This window comes from Vibrio sp. YIC-376, assembly GCF_052353105.1.
Classification (GTDB): Bacteria; Pseudomonadota; Gammaproteobacteria; order Enterobacterales; family Vibrionaceae; genus Vibrio.
On sequence record NZ_JBBWFK010000002.1, the window covers coordinates 336398 to 362885 of the forward strand.

General features: G+C 44.3%; 22 protein-coding genes. 11 read left to right on the forward strand and 11 right to left on the reverse strand.

The annotated features are described in order from the left end of the window. Nucleotides 1–241: 241 nt before the first annotated feature. The 3 genes from WJM94_RS05765 to aroG form a co-directional block, all read right to left on the reverse strand. Nucleotides 242–1810 carry a methyl-accepting chemotaxis protein gene (locus tag WJM94_RS05765; protein WP_444493279.1) on the reverse strand — a complete coding sequence of 523 codons (1569 nt, stop codon included), beginning with the start codon at nucleotides 1808–1810 and terminating at the stop codon, nucleotides 242–244. A 381-nt stretch (nucleotides 1811–2191) separates the two neighbouring features. Beyond that, nucleotides 2192–3364 carry an MFS transporter gene (locus WJM94_RS05770; protein WP_444493280.1) on the reverse strand — a complete coding sequence of 391 codons (1173 nt, stop codon included), beginning with the start codon at nucleotides 3362–3364 and terminating at the stop codon, nucleotides 2192–2194. A gap of 153 nt (nucleotides 3365–3517) precedes the next feature. Beyond that, on the reverse strand, nucleotides 3518–4570 hold the full coding sequence (aroG, locus tag WJM94_RS05775) for a 3-deoxy-7-phosphoheptulonate synthase AroG (RefSeq protein WP_444493281.1): 1053 nt from the start codon (nucleotides 4568–4570) through the stop codon (nucleotides 3518–3520). Nucleotides 4571–5029: 459 nt separating this feature from the next. Here aroG and WJM94_RS05780 point away from each other — a divergent pair, with 459 nt between their 5' ends. Next, nucleotides 5030–6016 (forward strand): OmpA family protein, encoded by a 987-nt coding sequence (locus WJM94_RS05780; RefSeq protein ID WP_444493282.1) that lies wholly within the window; start codon nucleotides 5030–5032, stop codon nucleotides 6014–6016. 101 nt (nucleotides 6017–6117) lie between these two features. Here the strand turns inward: WJM94_RS05780 and WJM94_RS05785 are convergent, their stop codons facing one another. Next, entirely contained in the window at nucleotides 6118–6720 is a 603-nt protein-coding gene (locus WJM94_RS05785; RefSeq protein WP_444493283.1) for a beta-phosphoglucomutase family hydrolase, read from the reverse strand. Between the two features lie 76 nt (nucleotides 6721–6796). Between WJM94_RS05785 and arfB the strand changes: the two genes are divergently transcribed. Both arfB and WJM94_RS05795 read left to right on the forward strand, forming a co-directional pair. Continuing rightward, the gene (arfB, locus tag WJM94_RS05790) at nucleotides 6797–7210 is read left to right on the forward strand and encodes an alternative ribosome rescue aminoacyl-tRNA hydrolase ArfB (protein WP_444493284.1); all 414 of its coding nucleotides are present in this window, start codon (nucleotides 6797–6799) and stop codon (nucleotides 7208–7210) included. Between the two features lie 235 nt (nucleotides 7211–7445). Next, nucleotides 7446–9215, forward strand: a complete 1770-nt coding sequence (locus tag WJM94_RS05795; RefSeq protein ID WP_444493285.1) for a methyl-accepting chemotaxis protein — start codon at nucleotides 7446–7448, stop codon at nucleotides 9213–9215. Between the two features lie 97 nt (nucleotides 9216–9312). On the opposite strand, the gene vmeZ is transcribed toward WJM94_RS05795, so the two are convergent. Both vmeZ and vmeY read right to left on the reverse strand, forming a co-directional pair. Further along, entirely contained in the window at nucleotides 9313–12465 is a 3153-nt protein-coding gene (gene vmeZ, locus WJM94_RS05800; RefSeq protein ID WP_444493286.1) for a multidrug efflux RND transporter permease subunit VmeZ, read from the reverse strand. Nucleotides 12466–12473: 8 nt separating this feature from the next. After that, nucleotides 12474–13601: a multidrug efflux RND transporter periplasmic adaptor subunit VmeY gene (gene vmeY / locus WJM94_RS05805; protein ID WP_444493287.1), complete on the reverse strand. Its 1128-nt coding sequence runs from the start codon at nucleotides 13599–13601 to the stop codon at nucleotides 12474–12476. A 403-nt stretch (nucleotides 13602–14004) separates the two neighbouring features. On the opposite strand from vmeY, the gene WJM94_RS05810 reads away from it, so the two are divergent. Next, the gene (locus tag WJM94_RS05810) at nucleotides 14005–14469 is read left to right on the forward strand and encodes a dCMP deaminase family protein (protein ID WP_444493288.1); all 465 of its coding nucleotides are present in this window, start codon (nucleotides 14005–14007) and stop codon (nucleotides 14467–14469) included. 68 nt (nucleotides 14470–14537) lie between these two features. Here the strand turns inward: WJM94_RS05810 and pepT are convergent, their stop codons facing one another. Next, nucleotides 14538–15767 carry a peptidase T gene (gene pepT, locus WJM94_RS05815; protein ID WP_444493289.1) on the reverse strand — a complete coding sequence of 410 codons (1230 nt, stop codon included), beginning with the start codon at nucleotides 15765–15767 and terminating at the stop codon, nucleotides 14538–14540. Between the two features lie 136 nt (nucleotides 15768–15903). Beyond that, nucleotides 15904–16767: a DUF6279 family lipoprotein gene (locus WJM94_RS05820; RefSeq protein ID WP_444493290.1), complete on the reverse strand. Its 864-nt coding sequence runs from the start codon at nucleotides 16765–16767 to the stop codon at nucleotides 15904–15906. Nucleotides 16768–17026: 259 nt separating this feature from the next. On the opposite strand from WJM94_RS05820, the gene WJM94_RS05825 reads away from it, so the two are divergent. Then, entirely contained in the window at nucleotides 17027–17200 is a 174-nt protein-coding gene (locus WJM94_RS05825) for an RNA helicase (RefSeq protein ID WP_444493291.1), read from the forward strand. A 41-nt stretch (nucleotides 17201–17241) separates the two neighbouring features. On the opposite strand, the gene WJM94_RS05830 is transcribed toward WJM94_RS05825, so the two are convergent. Next, on the reverse strand, nucleotides 17242–17874 hold the full coding sequence (locus tag WJM94_RS05830; protein WP_444493292.1) for a response regulator: 633 nt from the start codon (nucleotides 17872–17874) through the stop codon (nucleotides 17242–17244). Then, nucleotides 17861–19597 carry a nitrate/nitrite two-component system sensor histidine kinase NarQ gene (gene narQ, locus WJM94_RS05835; RefSeq protein ID WP_444493293.1) on the reverse strand — a complete coding sequence of 579 codons (1737 nt, stop codon included), beginning with the start codon at nucleotides 19595–19597 and terminating at the stop codon, nucleotides 17861–17863. Before narQ ends, WJM94_RS05830 begins: the two co-directional genes overlap by 14 nt. 267 nt (nucleotides 19598–19864) lie before the next feature. Between narQ and napF the strand changes: the two genes are divergently transcribed. The 6 genes from napF to WJM94_RS05865 all read left to right on the forward strand — a co-directional run bounded on the left by napF (nucleotide 19865) and on the right by WJM94_RS05865 (nucleotide 24471). Continuing rightward, on the forward strand, nucleotides 19865–20350 hold the full coding sequence (gene napF, locus WJM94_RS05840) for a ferredoxin-type protein NapF (protein WP_444493294.1): 486 nt from the start codon (nucleotides 19865–19867) through the stop codon (nucleotides 20348–20350). Nucleotides 20351–20387: 37 nt separating this feature from the next. After that, the gene (locus WJM94_RS05845) at nucleotides 20388–20696 is read left to right on the forward strand and encodes a chaperone NapD (RefSeq protein WP_444493295.1); all 309 of its coding nucleotides are present in this window, start codon (nucleotides 20388–20390) and stop codon (nucleotides 20694–20696) included. Then, complete coding sequence (gene napA, locus WJM94_RS05850) at nucleotides 20693–23182, forward strand: periplasmic nitrate reductase subunit alpha (protein ID WP_444493296.1); 2490 nt, start codon at nucleotides 20693–20695, stop codon at nucleotides 23180–23182. The genes WJM94_RS05845 and napA overlap by 4 nt, the downstream gene beginning before the upstream one ends. A gap of 79 nt (nucleotides 23183–23261) precedes the next feature. Beyond that, nucleotides 23262–23717, forward strand: coding sequence for a nitrate reductase cytochrome c-type subunit (locus WJM94_RS05855; RefSeq protein WP_444493297.1), 456 nt, complete (start codon nucleotides 23262–23264; stop codon nucleotides 23715–23717). A 28-nt stretch (nucleotides 23718–23745) separates the two neighbouring features. Then, entirely contained in the window at nucleotides 23746–24324 is a 579-nt protein-coding gene (locus WJM94_RS05860) for a NapC/NirT family cytochrome c (RefSeq protein WP_444493298.1), read from the forward strand. Between the two features lie 12 nt (nucleotides 24325–24336). Continuing rightward, nucleotides 24337–24471: a TIGR02808 family protein gene (locus tag WJM94_RS05865; RefSeq protein ID WP_444493299.1), complete on the forward strand. Its 135-nt coding sequence runs from the start codon at nucleotides 24337–24339 to the stop codon at nucleotides 24469–24471. 184 nt (nucleotides 24472–24655) lie between these two features. Here WJM94_RS05865 and phaC read toward each other — a convergent pair whose 3' ends face one another. After that, nucleotides 24656–26425: a class I poly(R)-hydroxyalkanoic acid synthase gene (gene phaC / locus WJM94_RS05870; RefSeq protein WP_444493300.1), complete on the reverse strand. Its 1770-nt coding sequence runs from the start codon at nucleotides 26423–26425 to the stop codon at nucleotides 24656–24658. Between the last annotated feature and the right edge of the window lie 63 nt (nucleotides 26426–26488).

Here is a 26488-nt window from a genome sequence, read left to right on the forward strand (position 1 = left end):
CTAAATTAAATAACCGAGAGTTTTTAAGACAATACCGTTCACTTAACCGCGAGCAGAATATTCGAGTCTCCCGTCATCCTGGACAGCGACGAAGGAGCGTGATTCAGGATCTTCTATCCGAGCACCTTGTTGTCAAAGATATTTCTATATATCCTCGGCACTCTGTTATTAGATTCCTAGTCTCGCCAAGGCTCGCTGGAATGACCCTATAAGAATCGTTAAGCAACTGTCATTAGAATTTTTACGACTGCTTATCTTCAAATCGAAGCGCTAATTGATAGAAATCTTTGACCTGCTCTTTAAGCTGTAGACTGTTTTGCTCAACAGAGTGTGTCGCCGCTAAGTTCTGCTCTGCTGTTGAGGCGATAGACTGAATGTGCAGATTGACATCACTGGCCAGTTTTAGCTGGTTTTCCGCTGTCTCTGCCACATCAACCATCAAACCACTCATGGTTTGCATCATCTGCTCTACTTCCGATAAACGAAGCGTACTTTGTTCAGCAACTTCAGAACATGCATCCGTCTGATCTTTGTTTGCAATAATATCTTTCTGCCAACTCTGAATCGTCGATAGCATGGTAGAAAGTGACGCTTGAATTTGCTCTGTCGCTTTGGATGTGCGACCGGATAATGCCCGAACTTCATCTGCAACCACTGCGAACCCTCTGCCTTGCTCACCCGCTCGTGCGGCTTCAATTGCCGCATTTAATGCCAGCAGGTTAGTTTGTTCAGCGATTCCGCCTATTTCTTCCATCAGGTGGTTAACTTTCTGAGCCTGATTGCTGAGTTGGTATGTCGTTTCAGTTGCTTGCTCTGCCTGAAGACTCAACTGAGCTAAATTGCTATGTGTCTGAACGATAGTTTCTTTTGCCATAAGACACGACTCAAGAGTCTCATCAATAAGGAGGTGTGCGTCGTTCGTACTTGACGAGACTGAATTTGCCGACAGCTCAACCTCTTGCATGGCATCGCGCACTCTTCGAATATCTTGATTTTGTTGATTCAGCGCGGAATGTACTTCAGCCGTCGTTTGGCTTAGATTTTCAGCGCAGTCTTGTAATGGCAGTGCAGAATCCGTCATACGTCCCAATACGGTTCGAATACGAGCTGAGAGCATTTTTATATGAAAATCTGCAATTGAGAATGCGGTATCTCCGGAATAAATCAATCGGCTCACACTGTCATATTGCTTTTGTAGTATTTTAAGTTGCTGAGGGGTATCAATCAGTTCCTGGCGGAACAGCAGAGCTAACACGCCAGCAGGTAAAGCACTGGCTAGCCAAGCCAAAGGACCTTCGGCAGACAGAGCGTAAGCTGCTGCTGGGGCGGTTAATGCGCCAAGTAAAATAGCGTAGCGTAACGTTTCATTAATTTTTAAGGACCAAGTTCGACCAGATTTTTCAGCCGCTTTCATACCCTTATAAGCTTTTGCTGCGATATCAACCCATTCACGTTTTGGCTTAACACGTACCGACTGGTAACCGACAACCTGATTATTCTCATATATTGGCGTTACATAAGCGTCGACCCAATAATATCCACCAGATTTGGTACTGTTTTTTACCATACCACGCCAAGCCTTACCTTTCTTAAGGCGCTCCCACATGTCTCCAAACGCCCCTTTAGGCATATCGCTGTGGCGTACAATGTTATGATTCTGGCCTACCAACTCTTCATATTTATATTCTGCAACACGACAAAATGCTTCGTTGCAGTAAGTGATAACACCTTTCAAATTAGTAGTTGAGACCAGTTCCTCAAACTCTCCGACGAGAGTTTCTTGAGCTTTGAAGTTTGAATTGACTGACATAGACAATGCTTCTCATATTTATAGTTATATTTCGCTAATATATTGTAGAGCTGTTACGAAGTAATTTATTTACACCCCTTAAGGGTGATCCTTTAACGGCAAGACCTCACTTTTCTTAAGAGTAAATATTGAGAAAATTAAGCAATTGCATGCATTTGAAAGATCCGACCATAGCCTTATCAGCCGTTATACCAACCGCAGTAAGTAAGTTATCAGAAATAGCGTAGTAAAAATGCTTGAGAACAAGGCACAATTTTTCGATAAGTAGTTATTCTACAATCAAACTTCTTTATAAAAGAAAAGGTAACGCCGTTATCGAGTGTTTTAACAAGCTAGAATGACCAGTTATTTACTACGATTGGTATTATTTATATACGGATATTAAGCGACCTGAGATGTCTTTTGATTAAGCGTTTTAGTAAAGAAGAGCACAACGACCAGCAAAACGACAGGAAGTACGTATAGGTTGAGGTTCTGCCATCCAACCGTCGATTCAAGCCAGCCTGAAAGCAGTGCGGTAATCGTAACGCAGCCAAATACAAAAAACTCGTTAAATGCCTGAGCTTTACTTCGGTTCTTAGCTTCGTAGCATTGGCTAAACAAACCCGTTGCTGCAATAAACATAAAGTTCCAACCGACACCTAGCAAAACTAGCGCGAGACTAAAATGCCAAATAGATACTCCGTGAATGTTAATTGCGATACATGCGATAAAGAGCAGCCCACCTGCCAGAATCATATTTTTTGTACCAAATCGCTCTATTAAGCGTCCGGTAAAAAATGCGGGGGCAAACATTCCGAGAACATGCCATTCAATAACCCCTGCCGCTTTTTCAAAATGAAATCCACAACCGATCATGGCTAACGGTGTTGCTGTCATCAAAATGTTCATCACCGCGTACGCTACCATTGCCGCTATAACTGCAACCATAAAGTTAGGTCTGCGAACGATATCGGCTAGCTTGTCAGCTTTTACATGGGACAGTTGAGCGTGAGCAGCAGGAAAACGAATGGTTTGTAGCAATAGCAAGGCAGTAATATAAAGAACGATCAGTACAGAAAATGCACTGATATATAAGCCATCATTCGACCATTGTTGCGAATAAACCGCCAGATTCGGTCCGAGCATTGCTGCCAGCACCCCTCCGGCCATAGAGATCGAAATTGCTCTGTGTCGGGCCGATTCCTCGCACACTTCTATTGCAGCGAAACGATAAAGTGTTCCAAATCCAATCCCTACACCCAACAAGAAAGTTGAGACACAGAAGAGATAGAAGTTTTGTTCTGTCAGGGCATAGGTTGCGAGCGTCGCTCCGATGATCCCGATAGCATTACCAAGACTGAAACCTAAACGTCGACCCAATTTCCCCATAATTAATGAAGCGGGGATAGTCGCAGACATTAATCCAAGAAACTGAATGGCAACAGGTAAAGTAATCAGACTTGCAGAGGGCGCAAGAGTTTTCCCGATCAACGCTATTACCGAGATAAGAAGTATATTCCCTGTCATTAGCAAGGCTTGGCAAAGCGACAACAGCCAGACGTTACGATTCAATTCCATTTTCCTTTGGTTAACCTTTGTTCGGATAACATAAAGGAAAGGCGTTGTGATAGAAAGAAATTAGGACGTATAAAAATGAGGACGCACAAATAGAAAGAGCCAGAGACATCCGCCTCTGGCTCTTTTAGCTATTATTTCTCGCTAAGTTTATTTAGCTCGGCGTGCTTTAACAGCATCAGAAAGCTGACGTAATACTGTTTCTGTATCTTCCCAACCAATACATGCATCAGTGATTGATTGTCCGTAAGTTGCAGCTTTTCCATCAACGAGATCTTGGCGACCTTCAACTAGATGAGACTCGATCATCACACCAAAAATAGCGTCTTCCCCACCTGCGATTTGCTCAGATACGTCATCAGACACTAACATCTGACGCTTATATTGCTTAGAGCTGTTTGCATGGCTGAAGTCAATCATCACTTTCTTCGGAAGGCCGGCCGTTTCTAACTCATCTTTGATTTGAGCAACATGCGACGCACTGTAGTTTGGCTCCTTACCGCCACGCAAAATGATGTGGCAGTCAGGGTTACCTGCTGTTTCTACAATCGCAGAATGACCGTATTTCGTTACCGATAAGAAGTGATGAGACGCACTTGCAGAGCGAATCGCATCACTTGCAATCTTAATGTTGCCATCCGTACCATTTTTAAAGCCGACAGGACATGACAAACCTGACGCCAACTCACGGTGAACTTGTGATTCTGTTGTACGCGCACCAATCGCACCCCAACTGATCAAGTCAGCAACATACTGAGGCGTGATCATATCAAGAAATTCACTGGCTGTAGGTAAGCCCATGTCAGTGAGATCAAGAAGAAGTTTGCGGCCTATGCGCAGACCGTCATTCAATTTGTACGTGTCGTTTAGGTAAGGGTCATTGATAAGGCCTTTCCAGCCAACGGTCGTGCGAGGCTTTTCAAAGTAAACTCTCATCACAACTTCCAGCTGTTCGCCTAATTCATCACGCAATACTTTTAGCTTTTTACCGTATTCAACAGCAGCTTGCGGGTCGTGAATAGAGCAAGGGCCAACGATTACCAGTAGTCGATCGTCTTTACCTTCTAAGATATTGTGAATAGCATTACGACAATCAAAAGTGGTTGAAGCAGCGGTTTCAGTGGTCGGGAACTTCTCTAAAACTGCCACTGGTGGCAACAGTTCTTTTACTCTATTTATTCTTACATCATCAGTTTGAAACATCGCTTCTACTTCCTGGTTGCTATTACTAACCCACCTTTGCGCCAAATATAAAGCCTGCAATATTGTTCATAAAGCAAGCAGCAACAAGGGCTGTGGTTCATTTCTGTCTATCAATGCAAGTAACTTATCGGCTTCGCCATAGACTTTCAATCACTTTTTGCAAATAAATGCAAACAAATGGCTAGCGTTAAATTTTGCGCACGCCGTAAAAAAATGTTTACGAAAAAAAGTTCAAAATTATCATATATTTTCTTATATATTTAAAATTCTTTACTACAATGTAAGAAATATCAGAAGTTTGTGAGGTATTGCGTACGAAAAAGTTTCTCTAGTTCTAAGTTTTTGTTGCTTGATGTGAAACGAATAAACTATTAAACTAATTTCCTATAAACACTAGTTTTTTCTACAACTTTGATAACACAACGTATAATTTATATGCAATCAATACAAGGAAACATTATGAACAAAGTAGCAATTGCAGTAGCAGCAGTGGTGGCTAGTGGTAGCGCTCTTCTAAACTCTGCTCAAGCAGAAATGTATATCGGGGGTAAAGTGGGCTGGAATACGCTTGACGATGCTTGCTATCTAAATAGCCCTTGTGATGAAGATGCATTCGCGGCCGGTATGCACCTTGGCTACGGCTTTAATGAATATTTCGACCTTGAGTATGGCGTAGATTTCTTGGGTAACTACGAAGGAAACTCCAAGTCAGGGCCTACTACCGTAGATACTATTGACGGCAATCTATGGGCAATCACTCTAGCTCCTAAACTGAATCTACCTCTTTCTGATTCTTTTAACTTGTTTGCTAAGCTAGGCGGGGCGTACATGTTAGGTGATGACGAGTCTGACTTCGTTCCAACCGGCTCTCTAGGTGCTGAATACACTATCGACAGAAACTGGAGCTTGCGTGCTGAGTACCAACGCTACCAAGACATGTCTGACGATGTTTGGGATGATATGGATGCAAACTTCTTCAGTGTTGGTGTTAACTACACGTTCGCGGCTGCACCTGTCGTAGCGCCGATGGTTGAGCCAGAGCCAGAGCCAGAACCAGTAGCGGTAATGAAGACGCAGAAAGAATGGTACGGTTCAGGTACGTTTGAGTTTGATAGCGCAACACTGACACCTGAAGCTACTGAGCGTCTGGATAACTTCGTTAACCACTTGAACGAGTACCCTCAAGCTAACGTAGAAATCACAGGTTACACTGATAGCTCAGGTCCTGCAGCTTACAACCAAAAACTGTCTGAGCGTCGTGCTCAAGCGGTTGCTGATTACCTAACAGCAGCTGGTATTGATGCAGGCCGTCTGACTGTGTCTGGCATGGGTGAAGAAAACCCAGTAGCAGATAACAGCACTAAAGAAGGCCGTGCTCAAAACCGTCGTGTTGAAGTAGTAGTTCCAGAATTCGAATACGAAGTAATGGAAATGGTTCAACCATAAGCTCGGTGATATCAATTTATTGCTAGACAAAGGGGTGCGCTCGCACCCCTTTTTAATGACTTTTTATTAATAACTATCAAACCGTTAACGTACTTTCTCATCTACGGCTTAGCGAAGAAAACCAATTCATCACCTTCCACCATGACACAATCCATTCCTGCTGCGTGCGCAGCTCGCTTACCCAATTCTGTATCTTCAAAGACGAGACATTCAGTCGCATCCAGTCCTAACTGCTCTGCGGCCATTAAAAACGTATCCGGAAACGGTTTATGATTGTCCACATCGCTTGCGGTAACCACCACGTCCAATTTGTCCAATATCCCTGAGTGACTGAGTAAACGCATTGCGCTTTCCCGCTGGCTGCCGGTTCCCACCGCTATTTTTTTAACGCCCAGATACTCATCTAATACGAGGTTCGTGCAAGCGATGATATCACCGTGTAGCTCCATCGCTGCGAAAGTGTCCATCTTATATTTTGCAACCATTTTAGGGTCGAGCGAAAGTCCATGTAGATTGTTTAACTCAATAACAATTTTAAAGCTCGGCATACCGCCTAAGCTGTGGAACCAGTCTTGGCAAAATGGAAAATCGAATCGGTCAGCCGTCGCCTGCCACGCGGCCAGATGCGCGGGCATTGTATCTAATAAGGTGCCATCCATATCAAATATGAATCCCTCGTATGGCCTGAAATCAATCGTGCTCATGTCTTTTCTTCTATTTGTATATCTGTAATGTTAATTTATCAGCTCTTTCAATCGTCCCTATCGGCAATCGCTTACCATGCTCAAAATTGATAACTCCATCACACTTCAGGAATGGGAAATCCAATTATCCCCAATAAGAGCTCAAGGAAATGGCGGGCAGAACGTTAACAAAGTAGCGACTGCGATCCATCTGCGCTTTGATATACGTCATTCAAGTTTGCCGGAATTCTACAAAGAGCGATTACTCGCGCTTTCGGACAGCCGGATCACAAACGATGGCGTGATTATTATCAAGGCGCAACAATTCAGAACGCAGGAACAAAATAAAGAAGACGCATTGAATCGGCTGCAAGCGCTGATTACATCTGCTGTCATACAAAAAAAGAAGCGTATAAAAACAAAACCAACTCGCGCTTCACAACGCCGCCGACTTGACAGTAAAAATCTGCAAGGGGCAAAAAAGCAGCAACGCAAGAAAGTCCTGTATTAAAAACAGTCACTTAAAATGCAAAGTTTATTGGTGTATGAGATCGCTTTGGATCTCATATTTTGGGGGAATATTGGCCTTTCAAAGTACGCCAGGCGGCAGCTTATTGTTATTTAATACAAAATAGAAACTTTTTTAGCTAGTAATACTAATTAAAAGTGGATAGCAGAGTAAAAATAATCATCAGAGTCCGCCTGAAAGATCAATGCACCCAACCACTTATTCAGGAAACGATAATATGACTATTCGGCAAAAACTCTACTTCCTCGGAGCTATCGCCATTTTAGGTATCGTGACCCTTTTGGGCACCTCATCTCATTTCGCCAATCAGAGTACAGAACTCAACCACGCCGTTAAGTACGTGGGAGATTTAGAAATTCGTTTACTTAATTTACGCCGTAACGAAAAGGACTTCTTACTTCGCCGTGATGGTAAGTATTTAGATACATTTAATGGCAATATTGACCAGTTTCTTCAACTCGAAGAAGAGCTCGCTGAAATACTTACTCACTATGAACTCCCCTCTAGTAATCAGTTAAGAAAGGATTTACTTGCTTACCAGCAAGGGTTTCAGGCACTTGTGTCAGCATATCAGAAGTACGGTATTAACAGCGAAAGTGGGCTTTTAGCCCGCTATGAACCAGTGTTGTTTGAGACTAAGAAAGCCGCCGACCCTCAGCAGATAGTGTCACTTATTCATTTCGATAACGCCATAAAATCAGGGCAGTTTGATACTAGCTTATTGAGCGGTATCTATGCGCCTGAATTGATGGAAGTTGCAAAACAGCTAGCCTATCAGAAGCAAGTGATCGGAATTGCCTACAATAAAGGCCTGCTAGGCGAAACTCGTTCTTTATCTCACTCCGTTGAAGAACAGTTTGGCTCTTTCTCCTCAATGATTAATACAGCAGCAACGCAACGTGAAGAAAGAATGATGACAATTAAACAAGGCATCACGGCTTTGGTTTTGATTGTTTTATTTGCGCTCATTTGGCAAATCTCACGCTCAATCAATGTTCGCGTAAGTAGCTTACTAACGACGATTAAAAGCATCAGTGAGAGCAACAATATCGCTCTGCGCTCTGACCTCACAGGTAGAGATGAGCTTTTTGACATCAGCCACCACTTGAATGATCTTCTGGAAAAGCTTGAACGCTTAATTCAGAACACACAACATAAGTCGATGCAACTGACAACAAGCACTCAAAATATGCACAGAGAGCTTGAGGGAGTCATGGAACAATTCCACACTCAAACCGATCACACGGCATCGATGGCTACAGCTGTTCAGCAGATGGTAGCAACGATCGGAGAGATCTCTGAAAGCACATCAGTAGCCGTAGAGGGCGTTCACCAAGCTGCTAACAATGCCGAGCAAGGTCGTACGGTCGTCGAAACTACCGTCACGAACATCGGCCAGTTGACTGGCATCTTGTCTAACAGTCAGCAATCTATTGGTGCTTTAAATCAGCATGTCGATAAAATTGGCGGTGCGGTTAACATTATTCAGGAAATTGCCGAACAGACAAATTTACTTGCGCTTAATGCTGCTATAGAAGCAGCTCGAGCGGGAGAACAAGGACGCGGGTTTGCGGTGGTAGCCGATGAAGTTCGAGCACTGGCAAGTCGTACTCACCAATCTACAGAGGAAATTACGCGCGTCGTAACGGATATCCAATCCCAGATGTCGATGGTGGTATCCGATATCGATCACTGTAACGATCAAGGGCAACAAACACTGAACGCTTCAGAACAGTTGGATGCAAGCCTACAGCAAATCATCTCCGACATGCGGGCTATTCAAGGTAACTCGGAGCGTATCGCCTCTGCGATTGAGGAACAAGGTATCGTAATGAATCAGGTTAGCGATTCGATTAATGAGCTGAATGTGATTTCGGAAAACAACATGCAGTCTGCTCAGGAATGCTTGCACGAAGTCGATTCCGTTTCCGCTCAGGCGCACGGCATGGATGCTGCGGTCGCAGAGTTTAAAACTCGTATTAAGTAAGAAACACAGCTAACTGGCGCATATAGAAAGCCCGAAGCAATGAATGCTTCGGGCTTTTTGTTATCCGTTGAGCAATGTGTAGCTGAAAGTGATATCGCTACTCATCATCCAAAGGGACTAGTTTTGTGTTCCCGCCGTGCACTTTCTCACGTTGTTTTTGTACCATAGCGTAGAAGCCTGGAATCAGGAAGGTACCCGCAAGAAGCACGCATAGCAGGCCACCAATCAGGGAAATTCCCAAAGAGTTCTGGCTCACGTGACCAGCACCTGCAGCAAAAATCAATGGGAAAATACCCAGGATGAATGACCAGGACGTCATGTTCACAGCACGGAAACGCAACGTGCCGCCCTTCACTGCCGCACTGTTAATATCCACCTCTTTCACCTCTCGCTCTTGCTTAGCAAACTCCACAATCAAGATTGCGTTCTTCGCAGCTAATGCAATGAGCAGCACCAGACCAATTTGCGCATACAAGTTCAGCGGCGTTCCAGTTAGATTCAATGCGAGGAACGAACCTAATGTCGCCACAGGTACCACGAGAATAATTGCCAGAGGAATACTCCAGCTTTCATACTGTGCCACCATAAACAAATAGATAAAAATCAGTGCAAGTGCGAATGCATAAATTGCCTGGTTGCCAGCAAGAACCTCTTGGTAAGCCATGCCCGTCCATTCATAGGTATAACCTTGAGGTAAAACCTCTGCCGCTACACGTTCCATCGCCGCAATCGCATCACCACTTGAATAACCCGGAGCAGGTTGGCCCTGGATGATTGCACTGCGGTACATGTTGTATCGCCATGCTACGTCCGGCTCAAATACCTGTTCGTAACTGACCAGTGTACTCAGCGGAACCATTTCGCCACCAGCAGTACGCACATGGAAGCGTTCCAAGTCTTGCATACCACTACGATGTTGGCTGTCCGCTTGCATCGTCACCCGGAAGTTCTTACCAAACATAGTGAAGTCATTCACATACAAAGAACCTAAGTTACCTTGTAGAGTCTGGAAAATCGAAGAAAGTGAAATACCCAGCTGTTGAGCTTTCTCGCGGTCAATATCGACATAGTAATGCGGTACGTTTGCACGGAATGTACTGAAGGTATATGCGATTTCCGGCGCTTGGTTTGCCGCCTGGATCATCTCACCCATGACCATCGACAAATCCGTACGGCTTCGTCCCAAGGTATCCTCCAGCACAAATTCAAAGCCTGATGCGGCTCCCATACCCGGAACCGCAGGCGGGCCCATTGCAAACACAACAGCCTGTGGTAGTTTCATCGCAGCTAAACCGTTAATACGATTTGCGATCGCATTCGCTGAATGGTCACCACTAAACGTATTTCGCGTATCCCAGTCATGTAATTTAATAAACAGAGATGCGCCATTCGAAGCTGCTGCACCAGTCATGAACGAATAACCGTTTGCCACTGTTACACCATCAACGCCCGGTTCCTGCTCAATCAATTGCATCAGCTCGCTCGTGACTTCTTCAGTACGAGATAAAGAAGCCGAGTCAGGAAGCTGAACGTTCACCAGCAAGATACCTTTATCTTCTTGAGGTACAAACGCAGTAGAGGTTGCCTTAGCAAAGAAAGTTACCGCAGCAATGGCAACAATGAAGAAAGTCACCAGCAGCAGTGATTTCTTCACCAGGAAGCCTGCAACCTGACCATAACCTTTAGTTACACGCTCTAAACCTCGGTTGAATGCCTGGAACCAGTTTGCTGTGTTGCCACCACCTTGTTTTAATACCAATGAACATAACGCTGGAGAAAGCGTTAACGCGTTTATCGAAGAAATTACTACCGAGATACAGATAGTCAGGGCGAACTGACGGTACATAATTCCGGTAATCCCCGGAAGCATCGCAACCGGAAGGAACACCGCAAGAAGTACCAAGGTTGAGGTAATGATCGGCCCGGTTACCTCTTTCATCGCAAGCAAGGTTGCCTTACGCGGTGAAATGGTCGGATCCTTCGCCATAATCGTATCAACGTTTTCGATAACCAGAATCGCATCATCCACTACGATACCGATTGCGAGAATCAGACCAAACAGGGTAACGGTATTAATTGTAAAGCCCGTCACCTGCATGATCGCGAAAGTACCAATTAATGATACTGGGATCGCGACTACCGGAATCAAAGTTGCGCGTGCACTCCCCAAGAACAGGTACGTTACCGCAATAACCAGCAAAATTGCTTCTATTAGCGTCTTTACAACGCCTTTGATCGACTCGGAAACGAAAACTGTTGTATCGTAACTGGTCTCATAGGCCATACCTTCTGGGAAGTTCACACTTAATTGTTCAAGTAGCTCCATTACCGCTTTGCCACTTTCCAATGCGTTTGCATCAGACTGAAGAGACAACGCAACAATCGACGCATCCCGGCCACGGAACTTACCGTTACCATCGTAGAACTTTTTACCCAGCTCAACACGAGCAACGTCTTTTAAATAAACCGTTGAGCCATTTGGATTCGCACGAAGTACTACATTTTCAAATTCGCTAACACCCTCAAGACGGCCTTTCGTCACAAGGTTAAACTGAACTTCTTGCGGGTTATTGTAAGGTGCAGCCCCTATTCGACCCGCAGCCACCTGAACGTTTTGCTCCGCCAGCGCCGCATAAACATCGGTTGTGGTGAGTTTAAGGTTGGCCATTTTTTCAGGATCCAACCAAACACGCATCGCGTATTCACCGCCACCAATAACGTTAACTTCACTGATACCTTTCGCACGAGCAAGCTGATCTTTTACATTCAGGTTGATGTAGTTAATCAAAAACTGGTCATCATACTTGCCATCTGGTGAGTAGAAGTTCAAAACCATCAATAGGTCCGGAGAGCGTTTTTTAACGGTCACACCAACCATTCGGACTTCTTGTGGTAGCTTCGATTCAATCTGCGACACACGGTTCTGAACGTTCACCTGCGCCATATCAGGATCCGTTCCAACATCGAAGGTAACGTTCAAGCTGTATGAACCATCGTTAGCACTTTTTGAAGACATATAAATCATATCTTCTACACCGTTAACGGATGTTTCTATCGGATCGGCTATCGCTTGCTCGACAACTTCAGCACTTGCCCCAGTATAATACGCAGATACACTGACGGAAGGCGGGCTGATTTGTGGGTATTCAGCGACTGGCAGGATCGCTAATGAGATAGCGCCTGCCAATGTCAAAATAATGGAAATAACCAGTGCGAACTTAGGTCTTTGTATAAAGAAACGACTTAACATTTTGCCCCCTACTGTTTATCTTCAGTCGGAGTTTGAATGCTCACTTCAACACCATTACGAACACGCTGTAGGCCCTGTGTAATTACAGAATCGTTCAGTTCAAGACCCTCGCGGATAATAATCCCTTGTTCTACTTGTGGCCCCAACTCAACGTTACGGCGCTCTGCAATATTGCCTTCGCTTGTTACCATCACAAAGTCACCTTCCAGATCCGTTTGTACCGCCCGACGAGGCACGACAATCACATCTCTTGTATTCTTATCACGCAAGTTCACTTTGATATGCTGACCAGGCAGAAGCTTATGATCAGGGTTAGCCACGATAGCTCGCAACGCGATAGTGCCAGTTTTGGTATCAATACGATTTCCTACGAAATCAAGTTGACCTAATTGCTCGAAAAACTCACCGTTTTCAAGCTCTAGTTGCACTTCTACGCCGCTTGATTCTGCGGAACCATCACCTTTTACTCCGTCCATTCCCATTGCAAGACGCTCACGCTCGCTGACACTAAATGAAGTATGTACAGGGTCTAAGCTCACAAGCGTGGTTAATACGCCAGAAGATGGAGAAACCAGATCACCAGTACTCACTTTGGTATCACTGATACGGCCGCTGAAAGGCGCACGAATTTGTGTGTAAGACAGGTTAACTTCTGCAAGCTTAAGCTGTGCGTTAGCAGCTTCAAGCTCGGCTCTGGCACCAAGAAGCGCTGCAGTCAGAGCGTCAAATTCAGATTGAGAAATACTGCCACGTGGAAGTAGATTTTTTCCACGTTGGTGGTCAAGTTCCGCTTTTTTGAGTGCTGCTTCTGCCTGAGCCAAAGTTGCTTTCGCACTTGCTATCTGCGCTTCGAAAGAAGAAGGCTCGATAGAGTAAAGGAGTTGTCCTTTTTCTACCATTTGCCCTTCATCGAAATGACGGGTTTTCAGATAGCCAGAAATTTGCGCCGTGATATTGGTATCTTCTACCGCTTCAATGCGACCGATGTAAGACTTGCTCGGTTGGTAGTCGATAACGGTGACATCCTGAGTCACAACGAGAGGAGCCTGGCTTCCACTCTGGGTATTATTCACTTCTCCGCATCCTGCAAGGATAGTTGTAGCCGCTATTAGTGCGACGAGTAGTTTCTTTTGCATGTATTTACCATTTTTATGGAACAGGATATTGTTGAAAACACACCAACCTTACCGCCTGTAGAGTACGATTTCTCCTACATAAACCCTGCAAAACGTTTCTAATTGTAATCAAATGAAACCAAGTAAAATTAACGTGATGCAATGGAAAAATTTTTAAGATCGTTATTACTCTGAACACATTTTAAACAGCAAACCATCACTCCAATGTATGTGTGAATATCGCGTCTTATCGCCTCGCCATAACTCTCTTAAAAAACCCATTTCAACCGGGAAATCGACACTTTCTTGCTCCTTAACCATCAAAATTGAGTACTTAACTGTCGATACTCGTTTTTTGACTATTTTTTAAAACAAAATGGGTTATCATTCCAATAATTCAAAGCCTTCGATCGAGAGGATGAGCATGATTTCTAAATGGGCGAAACGTTTTTACCAAATGGCTGAATTGGTAGCATCTTGGAGTAAAGACCCATCAACACAAGTTGGCGCGGTGATTACTAAGCAAAACCGTATCGTTTCTGTTGGCTTTAACGGCTACCCACACGGTGTTTCTGATAGCGTGGATACCGATGAGCGAGAACTAAAATACTTAAAGACTCTGCACGCAGAGGAAAACGCAATACTGTTTTCTAAGCGCGATCTGGATGGGTGTGATATTTGGGTAACCCATTTCCCGTGCCCGAACTGCGCGGCAAAAATTATCCAAACAGGCATCTCACGTGTGCATTGCCCAGAGCAATCAGAAGATTTTTTGTCTCGCTGGGGTGACAAAATCCAAGTCAGCCAGGATATGTTCGATCAAGCTGGCGTGGAAGTGAATTGGCTGCCGCTGGCAGACATCAATATTGAAGGTAAAGACGTTCGTTAACCTATCTCTGAATATAAAACAGCCCAGAACGCTTCCGGGCTGTTTTTCTATCGCGGCCGCTTGTAAAACTACTGGTATTTCTTCGCAGTAAGCTCTGCAATTTTGGCGATAACCAATACCGATTTCTCCATCATCTCTACCGAAATGAATTCATGGATGCCGTGAAAATTAAATCCGCCAGTGAAGATATTCGGGCATGGTAAACCCATAAATGACAAACGTGCACCATCCGTACCGCCTCGAATCGGTTTAATCAGCGGTTCTACGTCGCACTCTTCCATCGCTTGTTTAGCGAGGTCGATGATATGAGGATATGGCTCAACCATCTCACGCATGTTGTAATAACTGTCTGTAATTTTGATTTCCACAAAACCATGCTTAAGCGATGAATTCATTTTTTCGACTAGCTCGTGCATGTATGCTTTTCGACTTTCCAAACCTTCACGGTCAAAATCGCGGATGATATAGCCAAGTTCGCTTCGCGCAACACCAAGTTTTCCCGAATTCAGGTGGTAGAAACCTTCATAACCTTCAGTGGTTTCGGGTGTTTGATCTTCTGGCATCTGAATCTGAAACTTGGCTGCCAAGTTCATCGCATTCACCATTTTCCCTTTTGCTGTTCCCGGGTGAACGCTGACGCCATGGAAAATAACGTCAGCACTTGCCGCGTTAAAGTTCTCATATTCCAGTTCACCTTGTGGACCACCATCAATGGTGTATGCCCACTGCGCACCGAACTTTTCAACATCGAACAGATCCGCGCCTCGGCCAATCTCTTCATCGGGAGTAAAACCAATGCAAATGTCGCCGTGTGGGATATCTGGATTTTCTATTAACATCGCGACTGCTGAAAGTATTTCTGCTATGCCTGCTTTATTGTCTGCGCCGAGCAGGGTTTTGCCATCTGTCGTGATCAGGTTGTGACCATGAAGATGATGTAAGTCCGGATACTGAACTGGTGACAGCACTTCGTCACCTAGACCAAGTGCGATATCACCACCCTGATAATCTTCAACAAATTGTGGGGTAACATGCTTCCCGGAGGCATCAGGTGCGGTATCCATATGCGCAATAAAACCAATTGGTGGCACATCGTAATTTACATTAGATGGCAACTTAGCCATCAGGTAGCCATTGTCGGTTAAAGTCACATTGCTTAAACCCAGATCGAGCATCTCTTGTTTTAACAGCTTGGCAAAAACGAGTTGACCTGGACTACTTGGACATGACGAAACTTTAGGATTTGACTGGGTATCGAACGTGACGTAGCGAAGAAATCTTTCAACTAAATGCTTCATAATTATTCTCATTACTCTAGACGATGGGCTTTTAAACCCCATAAACATGTTACGCCCACAGTAGAATAAGAACTTGCTTTGAATCATTTTCTAATCAAAAACAGCTTAGATTATGCGTATTGATACTAGGTATAAACTAATACCGAAGCTCTTCCGCTAATATACGCCATTCCTTCACTTCATTGTGAAAGTGGTTCCATTGCTTATTAGTCATTGATTGAGTAAGAGAGAAGGCAAGCTTATCAGCCAAGGCAACGTTGTGATCAATATTTTCTGACAATTGTTCGCTGTAAAAGCTGTCTGGCTCAAACAATAACTGCATGAACACTCGCTGATAAATAGCAGTGTTGGATTTATTCTCGAACAAGTATTCAAACTCTTGATATATTGACGCACGATAGTTGCGCCATAGTGGACTATTTAGAATAACTTGATCTGAAAATTGTCTCACATAGGCTTGCTGTTCGTTGTTTAAAGATCCAATCCACTCAGTCACCCATTCTTCAGTATTACCAAAAACAACTTCTCTCACTTCCTTTTCTGTTTTATCTGCATATTTGGCATTTCGCTTTTTATAATCCTTTCGGACATTGAGTAAAAACTCGCGCTGTTGCTTCTCGGTTAATTGCATACTGAGCGAGAACAAATCAGGAGCAACCTTACTGATAATACGGTCATAATGACCTCGAATTTTATCTCTGTTCTGCTGTAAGTAACTTAATGTGATATCGCTTTTTGTTACAGTTTCAAATTCTTTTAAATGATCAATATATAGAGGTAATTCTTCTTGTTTATGCCACTCAGCCAATAACAATAGCCGCTCCTCTAACAACCTTTCTTGATCACTATTGAGCGTGACATAATCATCCAGATATTCGAGAACAAACCAATCGAGATTGTTGTATAGGAACTTCTTAGTACAACCTACCAACACAAAAATGGAAATCAATATAAGGCCGTAGCGAAGCACTTTATTAGATACGTCATGTAATTTAATCACTTATCGGTTTCCCTTTTTTTTCGATTACGCTCTATAATCAAGCTATATCACTTAATATTGCGGCAAACTTACCTTGAAGTGACAAATATATGATGCCACCTACTAAAATATAGAGTTTGAAATTGACTTTTTAATCATAATTATCCGCAAAAAAGTGAGTTAGAGCGTATTTGTTGGCTAAAAATTGTACCGAATAGCGCTCCTTAAAGCGGCATATAATTTGCTTTGATAATTCTAGGATAGTTTAGGGAGACTAAGTATGGCTGCCGTTGAGCAACTTGATACTAGTGTAGAGTATGAAATTCTATATTTTGAACAGGGAAGAATGTTCCGCATGATGGTCGACGCTGAGAACAAAAACTCAGCTTATCAATTTTATTTAGGGTGTGGGAAACACATTAGCGACTTGTATTCTATCCGCCCCGACTATTGAAAATAACGCCTCTATTATCTGATAGAGGCGTTGTTGCATTGCTACTTAATGTCGCCAAAGCGCTCTAGGTAAAGAATAGTCGCAGCGGTCCGAGAAGGGACTCTGAGCTTCTTCAACAAGCTCTTCATGTGTACTTTTACTGTCGACTCTGAAATAAAGAGGCGGTCAGCAATTTGCTTATTACGAAACCCTCTCGCCACTTCTTTCAGTATTTGACTTTCGCGATCCGTCAAAGTGGCGAATACATCTTCCTGATCTACGCGTTCTCGAAGATATGTCGCCACTTCTCTGCTATACGTTTTATCTCCTTCGTTTGCCCGCTTCAGGAGTTCAACTAACTCATCAGGTTCCGTATCTTTAAGTAAATATCCATCAGCACCACTACGTACAATAGCATCAATATCTGCCGGACTATCAGAAACAGTCAGAATCACAATACGCGCTTCACAACCGTCTGCTCGCAATGCTTTTAACGTGTCTAAGCCAGACATGCCTTTCATATTCAGATCCAGAAGTACCAGATCCAATTCCAGTTCGTGGGCCTTGGCAACGGCATCCGCTCCATTACTTGCTTCTGCAATGACTTCAAACTCGCTTTCGAAACTTAGTAGTTGCTGGATACCACGTCGCATCAGTGGATGATCATCCACCAGCATTACTTTACACACCGTCAATGTTTACTTCCTTACTATGTTGGAATTCTAGTTTTACAGTACAACCCTTGTTGATTGACGCTTCAACATTCAGATCGGCATGCAGTCTTGCCGCCCGCTCTTGCATGATACTCATACCGTAATGATTAATTTTTTCGTCTTTATGCTCAAACCCTACACCGTCATCCCCTATCGTAACAGTGATTTTCCCACCATCATCAAGACATTGAATAACAATATTATCGGCTTGGGCATGCTTCATAGCATTCAGAGTTGCTTCTCTTATCAACTGTAGTAAATGAACCTGTTGATGGGCATCTAATTCTGTCGATGAGAGTTTATTATTTAAGGTTATTTTGGCAGATGTTTGCTCACTCAACGTGCCAACCATTTCGTGTAATGCCTGGCCAAAGCTCCCCTCTTTAATCGTTAAGCGGAATGTTGTGAGCAGTTCTCGCAATTGTGTATACGCGGCGGATAGGCCCGTATCAAGCTCAGCGGTTACCTGATTGGCTTGTGAGATAGCACGTTCATCTGGAAGATTCTTTACACTTCGTTTTAGCAGTGTTACCTGAATCTTCAAGTAAGAAAGCGCCTGAGCAAGAGAATCGTGCAGTTCTCGAGCGATGGTCGCCCTCTCTTCCATTAGCAAAATTTGCTCAGCCTGACGCTGAGCACGGTTGTAATACACCGCTCGAGAGAGAATTTGAACAAAATTATCAATTAACGAGTCATTCGGGCAAGGTAACCCCGCTTTCCAATATAAATAACCCAAGTGCTGACCATCAAGTATCAGCACTTCTGCATGACAGTCTTCAGCACAATCATGACAACACTCTTCTCCTTCGGTGAGAACCCAGTTCGGCTCACCCAGTTGTTCTATTTCTAACTTAACCGCCTGAATGCCTTCAAGACTAGCAATATGTTTTAAAATAGCCTGAAAATTTTCTTGATTAATCCGCGAAGCCGCCAGCTCTTTTGAGGAATCATAAAGAACCTCAAGCGTTTGATTCGCTTGCTGAAGTTTACGCGTCTTTTCGTCTACCGCTTGCTCCAAACCGCGGTATAACGTTCCAAGGTCTGTTGCCATCCGACTGAAGGTATGGGTAAGAATACCGATTTCATTATCGCTTGGCGTCTCTAACGAGATATTAAAGGAACGATTTTGGATCTGCTCACTTGCGATGACTAAGGATCTTAGCGGTCTGACAACTTCCCGGCGCACAAAGAGTACAACGAAGATACTGACACATAAAATGCCCCCGAGACCTAATCCGCCAATCCACGCCAAATTAATTAGCTTTTGTTCTGAAAAACTTTGCAGCTTAAACACGAACGTATCAATCTGATGAACAAAGCCTGCAACCAACAATTGATATTGACTCGGTTCATTCCCTTTCAGTACTGACTTAAGTTCATGCCAACGCGCAACTAAGCCGTAATAGTCTTGTGTAATATCTTCAGGCACGTTCCAACTTTGCAGTGCTTGCATAGAAGGTGATTTTATTGAGTACTCGAATGCATCAATATGAGAAGAATACTCATCGGACTGAATCTGAATGTCGTTTGCTAAGCGATAACTTTGCATGCGCATTGAACCCGCAACGTTAACCGCTTCAGCATCATTAAGGCTAGAGGCAAGCGTGAAAATAGCAAAGCCAGTCGTCGCTACCGATAACAACAAAATGATCAGCATCGCAGAGGCAATCGTACCTGTAACTGACTTTTTCACATTTTTAAACAATATGAGTTCCTCGCTTTTTCGTCCAGTTTGCTCGTGCAGTGAACCCATGACGTTTTTAACTTCATCAATATGTGATCAGCCGCGTCGGAATTTATTGATCTAAAACAATAATGCCCCTCAATTAACCCCTAAGAGGTATTTATACGAATATGTCAAAAACTACAATTTCGTTAGCGTTAATGAGTGTTTATTAATAAAAAAAGTGGGCTAAGCTTAGTTTAATTTAATTACCAAATTTTGAGATGAAATTCGAGTCGAGGTAACTACGTGGTAGACCTTTCCAGAAGAAGACTCTTCGCAAGAAAAACACAAAGTGAAGATGCCGTGCATCTGCCTTGGTTAGCTCAGCCAGAGCTTTTCACCGATGGTTGTACGCGCTGCGGAAAGTGCATTGATTCCTGCGAAACCAAGATTATAACCAAAAGAGACGGCGGTTTCCCATCTGTTGATTTTTCCATCGATGAATGCACGTTTTGCTATCAATGTGCCGACGCCTGTCCAGAGCCGCTATTTTTAGTGAAAGAAGCAACGCCTTGGCAAGCAAAAGCACATATTAATGACACCTGCTTAGCCAAACAAAATGTCGAATGTCGAAGCTGTGGGGACATGTGTGACCCAATGGCAATTCAGTTCGGGTTAGAACTGGGGAAAGTCGCACAACCAAATTTAAACCTTGATGAATGTACTGGCTGTGGCGCCTGTGTTTCTGTGTGCCCAACTTCATCCATCAATGTGAGCAATATAACTGCCTGAGCCGTAAACAAAGAAAGGCAATAACTGAGAGATCCATATGTCACTAAATGAAGTGCATATTTCAAGTTTGGTAGTACATGTACTGCCCGAGCATCTGGACGAGATTAAATCCCGGATCGAAACGTATGAAAACGCGGAGATCTATGGCGACAGTCCAGAGGGTAAGATCGTGGTGGTACTTGAGACCGAGAACCAAGGATTCATCACCGATACTATTGATGCAATCAACAACTTACCGAATGTCTTAAGCACAGTTCTGGTTTATCACCAAATTGAGACTGGGCTTGAAGAAGCAGATGAACAAGACACTGGAACACAACATTCCCAAATTGAGGGTGAAGTATGAAAATGACAAGACGTGCGTTTGTGAAAGCAAACGCAGCTGCATCGGCTGCCGCTGTCGCGGGTATTACACTACCAGCATCTGCAGCAAACCTGATCGCAAGCTCTGATCAAAGCGAAATTACGTGGGACAAGGCGCCTTGTCGTTTTTGTGGTACTGGGTGTTCTGTTCTTGTTGGTACGCAAAATGGCAAAGTGGTCGCTACACAGGGAGACCCAGAAGCACCAGTAAACAAGGGTTTGAACTGCATTAAAGGTTACTTCCTTTCTAAAATTATGTATGGCCAAGACCGTTTGACTCAGCCTTTACTTCGAATGAAAGATGGCAAATACCACAAAGATGGCGAGTTTACGCCTGTGTCATGGGATGTAGCTTTCGACACGATGGCAGAAAAGTGGAAAGCGTCTTTAGAGAAAAAGGGACCAACAAGCATCGGTATGTTTGGTTCTGGCCAGTGGACTGTAATGGAAGGTTATGCCGCAGCTAAAATGATGAAAGCGGGTTTCCGTTCTAATAACATTGACCCTAACGCACGTCACTGTATGGCTTCTGCAGTAGTGGGGTTCATGCGCGCTTTCGGTATTGACGAACCAATGGGCTGTTATGATGACTTTGAAAACGCCGATGCATTCGTTCTTTGGGGTTCAAACATGGCCGAGATGCACCCGGTTCTATGGACACGTATCACTGACCGCCGTCTGAGCCACCCTCATGTGCGAGTAAACGTATTATCTACGTACTACCATCGTTCGTTTGAGCTGGCAGACCATGGCTACATTTTTAATCCTCAGTCTGATCTGGCCATTGCAAACTTCATCGCGAATTACATCATCGAAAATGACGCCGTAAACTGGGACTTTGTTAATAAGCACACCAACTTTACTCAAGCGGACACGGATATCGGTTATGGATTGCGTGACGATGACCCACTGCAAAAAGCGGCGAAAAACCCTAACTCAGGAAAACTGACTTCTATCTCTTTTGAAGAGTACAAAAAGTCTGTTGCTCCATACACCGTTGAGAAAGCGTCTGAAATCTCGGGTGTTGAGAAAGAGAAACTTATCGAACTCGCTAAGCAATACGCCGATCCAAACACCAAAGTCATGTCGCTTTGGACCATGGGGATGAACCAACACACGCGTGGCGTATGGATGAATAACCTGGTTTACAACATTCACCTGTTAACAGGTAAAATTGCGACTCCGGGCAACAGCCCATTCTCTCTGACAGGCCAGCCATCGGCATGTGGTACAGCACGTGAAGTGGGTACGTTTGCTCACCGTTTGCCAGCCGACATGGTGGTAGCAAACCCTAAACACCGTGAAATCGCAGAGAAAATCTGGAAATTACCTGAAGGCACCATTCCACCAAAACCGGGCTTCCATGCGGTTCTGCAAGACCGTATGTTAAATGATGGCGTCCTGAACTGTTACTGGGTTCAATGTAACAACAACATGCAAGCTGGTCCAAATATCAACACTGAGCGTCTTCCTGGTTACCGTAACCCAGAAAACTTCATTGTTGTGTCAGACCCTTACCCAACTGCAACAGCACAAGCGGCTGACTTGGTTCTTCCTACTGCAATGTGGATTGAGAAAGAAGGTGCTTACGGTAATGCAGAACGTCGTACCCAGGTCTGGTACCAACAAGTTGGTACAGTCGGTGAGGCGAAATCTGACCTTTGGCAGGTAATGGAGTTCTCAAAACGCTTCAAGATTGAAGAAGTGTGGCCAGAAGAGTTGCTAGCCAAAGCGCCGGAATACCGTGGTAAAACCATGTATGACGTTCTGTTCAAGAACGGTCAGGTCGACAAGTTCCCGGTCGAAGAAGCGCGTGAACTGAACGATGATTCACACCACTTTGGTTACTACGTTCAGAAAGGTCTGTTCGAAGAATATGCAACGTTCGGACGCGGTCATGGTCACGACTTAGCGCCTTACGATGTTTACCACACAGTACGAGGTCTACGCTGGCCAGTTGTCGATGGTAAAGAAACACAATGGCGCTTTAAAGAAGGCTCTGACCCATATGCGAAAGCTGGTTCGGGTTGGGATTTCTATGGTAACGCGGATGGCAAAGCTAAGATCATCTCTGCCCCATATGAAGCACCGCCAGAAATGCCAGATGCAGAGTACGACCTATGGCTATGTACAGGCCGTGTTCTTGAGCACTGGCACACTGGTACTATGACTCGTCGTGTACCTGAGCTTTACAAAGCAGTGCCAGATGCAGTGTGTTACATGCATCCAGATGATGCAAAAGCGCGTAATGTTCGTCGTGGTGAAGAGGTACTCATCGCCAATAAACGCGGCGAAGTGCGTGTTCGCGTAGAAACTCGCGGTCGTAACCGTCCGCCTAAAGGCTTGGTATTCGTACCATTCTTTGATGCTCGTATTTTGATTAACAAGCTCATCCTTGATGCAACTGATCCGCTGTCTAAACAGACAGACTTCAAGAAGTGTCCAGTCAAAATCACCAAGGTTGCTTAACCCTTCAGATATCGAATAAAACGGCCGCCCTCTCGGCGGCCTGAAAAAGAATTTAAGCCATAAAGGCGGAGAAGAAACGATGAAAAAATTACTTGTCGCACTTTTATCGGTAGGTGCTTTGGTGACAGGCATTGCACAAGCTGAGCTGGATAACCCTGGTGGTATCGGCGGGTTAGAGTCTCTGCGCGGCACATCTCAACTGGAAGATACTCGCCCTGCTGATGAATTCAAAGACTTCCCGAAAGATCAAATTGTTGAAGACAGTTATGTTTATCAGCCACCACTGATTCCCCATAGCATCCGAAACTATGAAGTGTCGTTGAATGCAAACAAATGCCTTGCATGCCATAGCTGGAAAAATGCTAAACAGTCTGGCGCAACAAAAATCAGTGTAACGCATTACGTCAATCGTCAGGACGCAGTACTTGCTGACGTCTCTCCTCGTCGCTTCTTCTGTTTGCAATGCCATGTTCCACAAACCAATGCGGAGCCATTAGTGGAAAACGAATTCCAAGCAGTAGATTCGCTTCAGTAGTTGAAACGCGACGGCTAAGAGGTTACTTATGAAAATATTAAAAGCGTTTTGGGATAGACTGAAAAGCCCGAGTAAAGCTGCCGCTGGTGTGGTTTTATTCCTTGGCTTTGCCGGTGGTCTGCTGTTTTGGGGCGCATTTAACACGGGTATGGAGGCAACCAATACAGAAGAATTCTGTTCAGGCTGCCACGCACCAATCGTTGCTGAAATTAAAGAGACAATCCACTACTCGAACCGTTCAGGGGTACGAGCAATTTGTTCAGATTGTCATGTACCTCATGAATGGACAGATAAAATCGTGCGTAAAGTTCAGGCATCTAAAGAGTTGTTTGCTCATTACGTTCTTCGCACTATCGATACGCCAGAGAAATTCCAGGAACGCCGTGGACATTTGGCAGAGCGCGAATGGGCTCGAATGAAGAAAAATGACTCTTTAGAATGTCGTAACTGTCATGAATTCGATTACATGGACTACTCACAGCAAGGCTCACGTGCAGCAGATCAACACTCGACGGCGTTGGCTTCAGGCGACAAAACCTGTGTAGATTGTCACAAAGGTATCGCACATAAACTGCCTGACATGCACGGCGTTGAAGGCTGGCAATAAGGAGAACTGATTTTGAGTACTTTAGAATCTGTGATTTGGCATATCCTCGGATACAGCGCAATGCCAGTAATTATTTTGTCTGGCTTTGTTGGCGTAGCGGTAATTTCTCTCTGGATATTGTCTCTGGGTAAAGATAAGAAGATGTAGGCGACCGAAGGGTTAACGCATTAATAAGCGTCAACTTTTGCCTACTCCGTTGACGCACAGCGCTGAGCTTACACTCGGCGCTTTTTCATTCTTCTAATGATAAATAGTCCAAAAAAAAAGCGACCCTGAAGGCCGCTGAAAGTATCGCCAAATTAAATGCTAAGGAAATCATGACCATTCAAGGTTATTTCACTGGCAATACCTGCTTAACGTACAGACCTGGCGCCTCACCTACCACAGGGTTGTTTTCTGACCCAATAGGAAAAGGATCGACTTGCTCTTCTGGATTGAATTGAGTTAACCATTCATTCCAGTGAGTCCACCAAGACCCCTCTTTACGCTCTGCATTACTCAGCCATTCATCGGCCGAGTCTTCCAGTGTGTCGTTGAGCCAATAGCCATATTTGTTCTTAGCCGGTGGATTTACGATACCTGCAATGTGACCTGATTCACCCAGTACAAATGTCTTATTGCCACCTGTATTCAGCGCGCCTCGATACGTGCCTTGCCAAAGAGCAATATGGTCTTCTTTAGTGGAAACAAAGTAGCTCGGGATTTTAATCTTATCCAGATCCATCCACACGCCACCAATTTTCACACCTTTGTCTTCAACCAGCTTGTTCTCCAGGTAAAGCTCTCGAAGCAAAAAGTTATGGGTAGCGGCACTAACGTTGGTGCTGTCACTGTTCCAGTACAGCAAGTCGAAATCCACTGGGCTATTACCTTTAAGGTAATTGTCCACATAGTAATTCCAGTACAGGCTGTTCTCACGTAACAAGCTGAACGTCACGCTCAAAGAGCGGCCATCCATATACCCTTTCGCGTTGTTTTGCGCCTCAATCGCACTGATGATGACATCATTGATATAAGCACCGACCTCTCCTGGTTGAGAGAAGTCCAACAAAGTAGTAAAGAAAGAGGCTGACTTGATGCGCTTTTTCATGCGCTTAGCCGCATAGTAAGCAATAGTACTCGCAAGAACAGTTCCGCCAATACAGTAACCCGCCGCATTGATTTGCTCTTGACCCGTAATATCTTCAATTGCTGCTACGGCTTTAACTACCCCTTCCGTTACATAATCACCAAACTCTACTTCTGCTTGCTCTACTCCAGGATTACGCCAAGACATCATAAATACGCTGTGACCCTGCTCTAGCAACCAACGAACCATTGAGTTCTTCGCAGTCAGATCCAGAATGTAATATTTGTTGATGAAAGGCGGCACGATCAGCAACGGCGTCGCATTGACCTTCTCAGTCAATGGACGGTATTGGATCAATTCAAACAATTCGTTTTTGAAAACAACATCGCCCGCTGTAGTTGCAACATCTTCACCCACACGGAATGCGTTGTTATTGGTCATGCGGATTTTTAAAATATCTGCGCTCGACTCTACGTCTTCTTTGAACTGATCTAAACCTGCTATCAGATTTTGACCATTTTGCTCAAGTGTCAGTTTTAAAAGCTCTGGATTCGTTGCGATGAAATTAGAAGGAGAGAGGGCGTTGATTGCTTGGCGGGAAAAGAAAATAATGCGCTCTTTTGCCTTCTCATCTAAGCCTTCTATAGACTCGATGGTATCCAAATACGTCTTGCTAAACAAAAGGTAGGATTGCTTGATAAAGCTGTACATCGCTTCGTTTTGCCAAGACTCATGCGAGAAACGCTTATCGCCTTTATCAGCTTCGATGGCTTGCGTCTGGTTACCTGCCAAAACGACGTTCTGCCAGATTTGCAGCTGCTGTTCCCACCATTCTGCTTGTAACTTTAGAATTGAAGCGGGTTGATTGGCAGCTTGTTCGAACAGTCTGGCAGTGTCCTCAAAGTTCACTTCTTGCATGGCCTTGTTCAAAGGAGAATTCACGACTGCCTTGTTTACTTCGAAATCATGCCACCATTGTTGATTGGTTTCTTGAAGCTTTACAAGATAGTCCGAAAAGAAGTGTTGAAACATAGTCTTACTCCTATATTCGGAAAAAACAACGCCGCCCAAATGAGGGGCGGCGAGAATCGGACA

What these genes read in the sequence shown, in the direction of transcription:
- vmeY (WP_444493287.1), bottom strand. Translation starts at nt 13,601, where the DNA reads ATGCAAAAGAAACTACTCGTCGCACTAATAGCGGCTACAACTATCCTT.
- napA (WP_444493296.1), top strand. Translation starts at nt 20,693, where the DNA reads ATGAAAATGACAAGACGTGCGTTTGTGAAAGCAAACGCAGCTGCATCG.
- WJM94_RS05765 (WP_444493279.1), bottom strand. Translation starts at nt 1,810, where the DNA reads ATGTCAGTCAATTCAAACTTCAAAGCTCAAGAAACTCTCGTCGGAGAG.
- WJM94_RS05785 (WP_444493283.1), bottom strand. Translation starts at nt 6,720, where the DNA reads ATGAGCACGATTGATTTCAGGCCATACGAGGGATTCATATTTGATATG.
- WJM94_RS05825 (WP_444493291.1), top strand. Translation starts at nt 17,027, where the DNA reads ATGGCTGCCGTTGAGCAACTTGATACTAGTGTAGAGTATGAAATTCTA.
- WJM94_RS05795 (WP_444493285.1), top strand. Translation starts at nt 7,446, where the DNA reads ATGACTATTCGGCAAAAACTCTACTTCCTCGGAGCTATCGCCATTTTA.
- WJM94_RS05780 (WP_444493282.1), top strand. Translation starts at nt 5,030, where the DNA reads ATGAACAAAGTAGCAATTGCAGTAGCAGCAGTGGTGGCTAGTGGTAGC.
- arfB (WP_444493284.1), top strand. Translation starts at nt 6,797, where the DNA reads ATGCTCAAAATTGATAACTCCATCACACTTCAGGAATGGGAAATCCAA.
- WJM94_RS05810 (WP_444493288.1), top strand. Translation starts at nt 14,005, where the DNA reads ATGATTTCTAAATGGGCGAAACGTTTTTACCAAATGGCTGAATTGGTA.
- phaC (WP_444493300.1), bottom strand. Translation starts at nt 26,425, where the DNA reads ATGTTTCAACACTTCTTTTCGGACTATCTTGTAAAGCTTCAAGAAACC.
- WJM94_RS05855 (WP_444493297.1), top strand. Translation starts at nt 23,262, where the DNA reads ATGAAAAAATTACTTGTCGCACTTTTATCGGTAGGTGCTTTGGTGACA.
- vmeZ (WP_444493286.1), bottom strand. Translation starts at nt 12,465, where the DNA reads ATGTTAAGTCGTTTCTTTATACAAAGACCTAAGTTCGCACTGGTTATT.
- aroG (WP_444493281.1), bottom strand. Translation starts at nt 4,570, where the DNA reads ATGTTTCAAACTGATGATGTAAGAATAAATAGAGTAAAAGAACTGTTG.
- WJM94_RS05845 (WP_444493295.1), top strand. Translation starts at nt 20,388, where the DNA reads ATGTCACTAAATGAAGTGCATATTTCAAGTTTGGTAGTACATGTACTG.
- pepT (WP_444493289.1), bottom strand. Translation starts at nt 15,767, where the DNA reads ATGAAGCATTTAGTTGAAAGATTTCTTCGCTACGTCACGTTCGATACC.
- WJM94_RS05860 (WP_444493298.1), top strand. Translation starts at nt 23,746, where the DNA reads ATGAAAATATTAAAAGCGTTTTGGGATAGACTGAAAAGCCCGAGTAAA.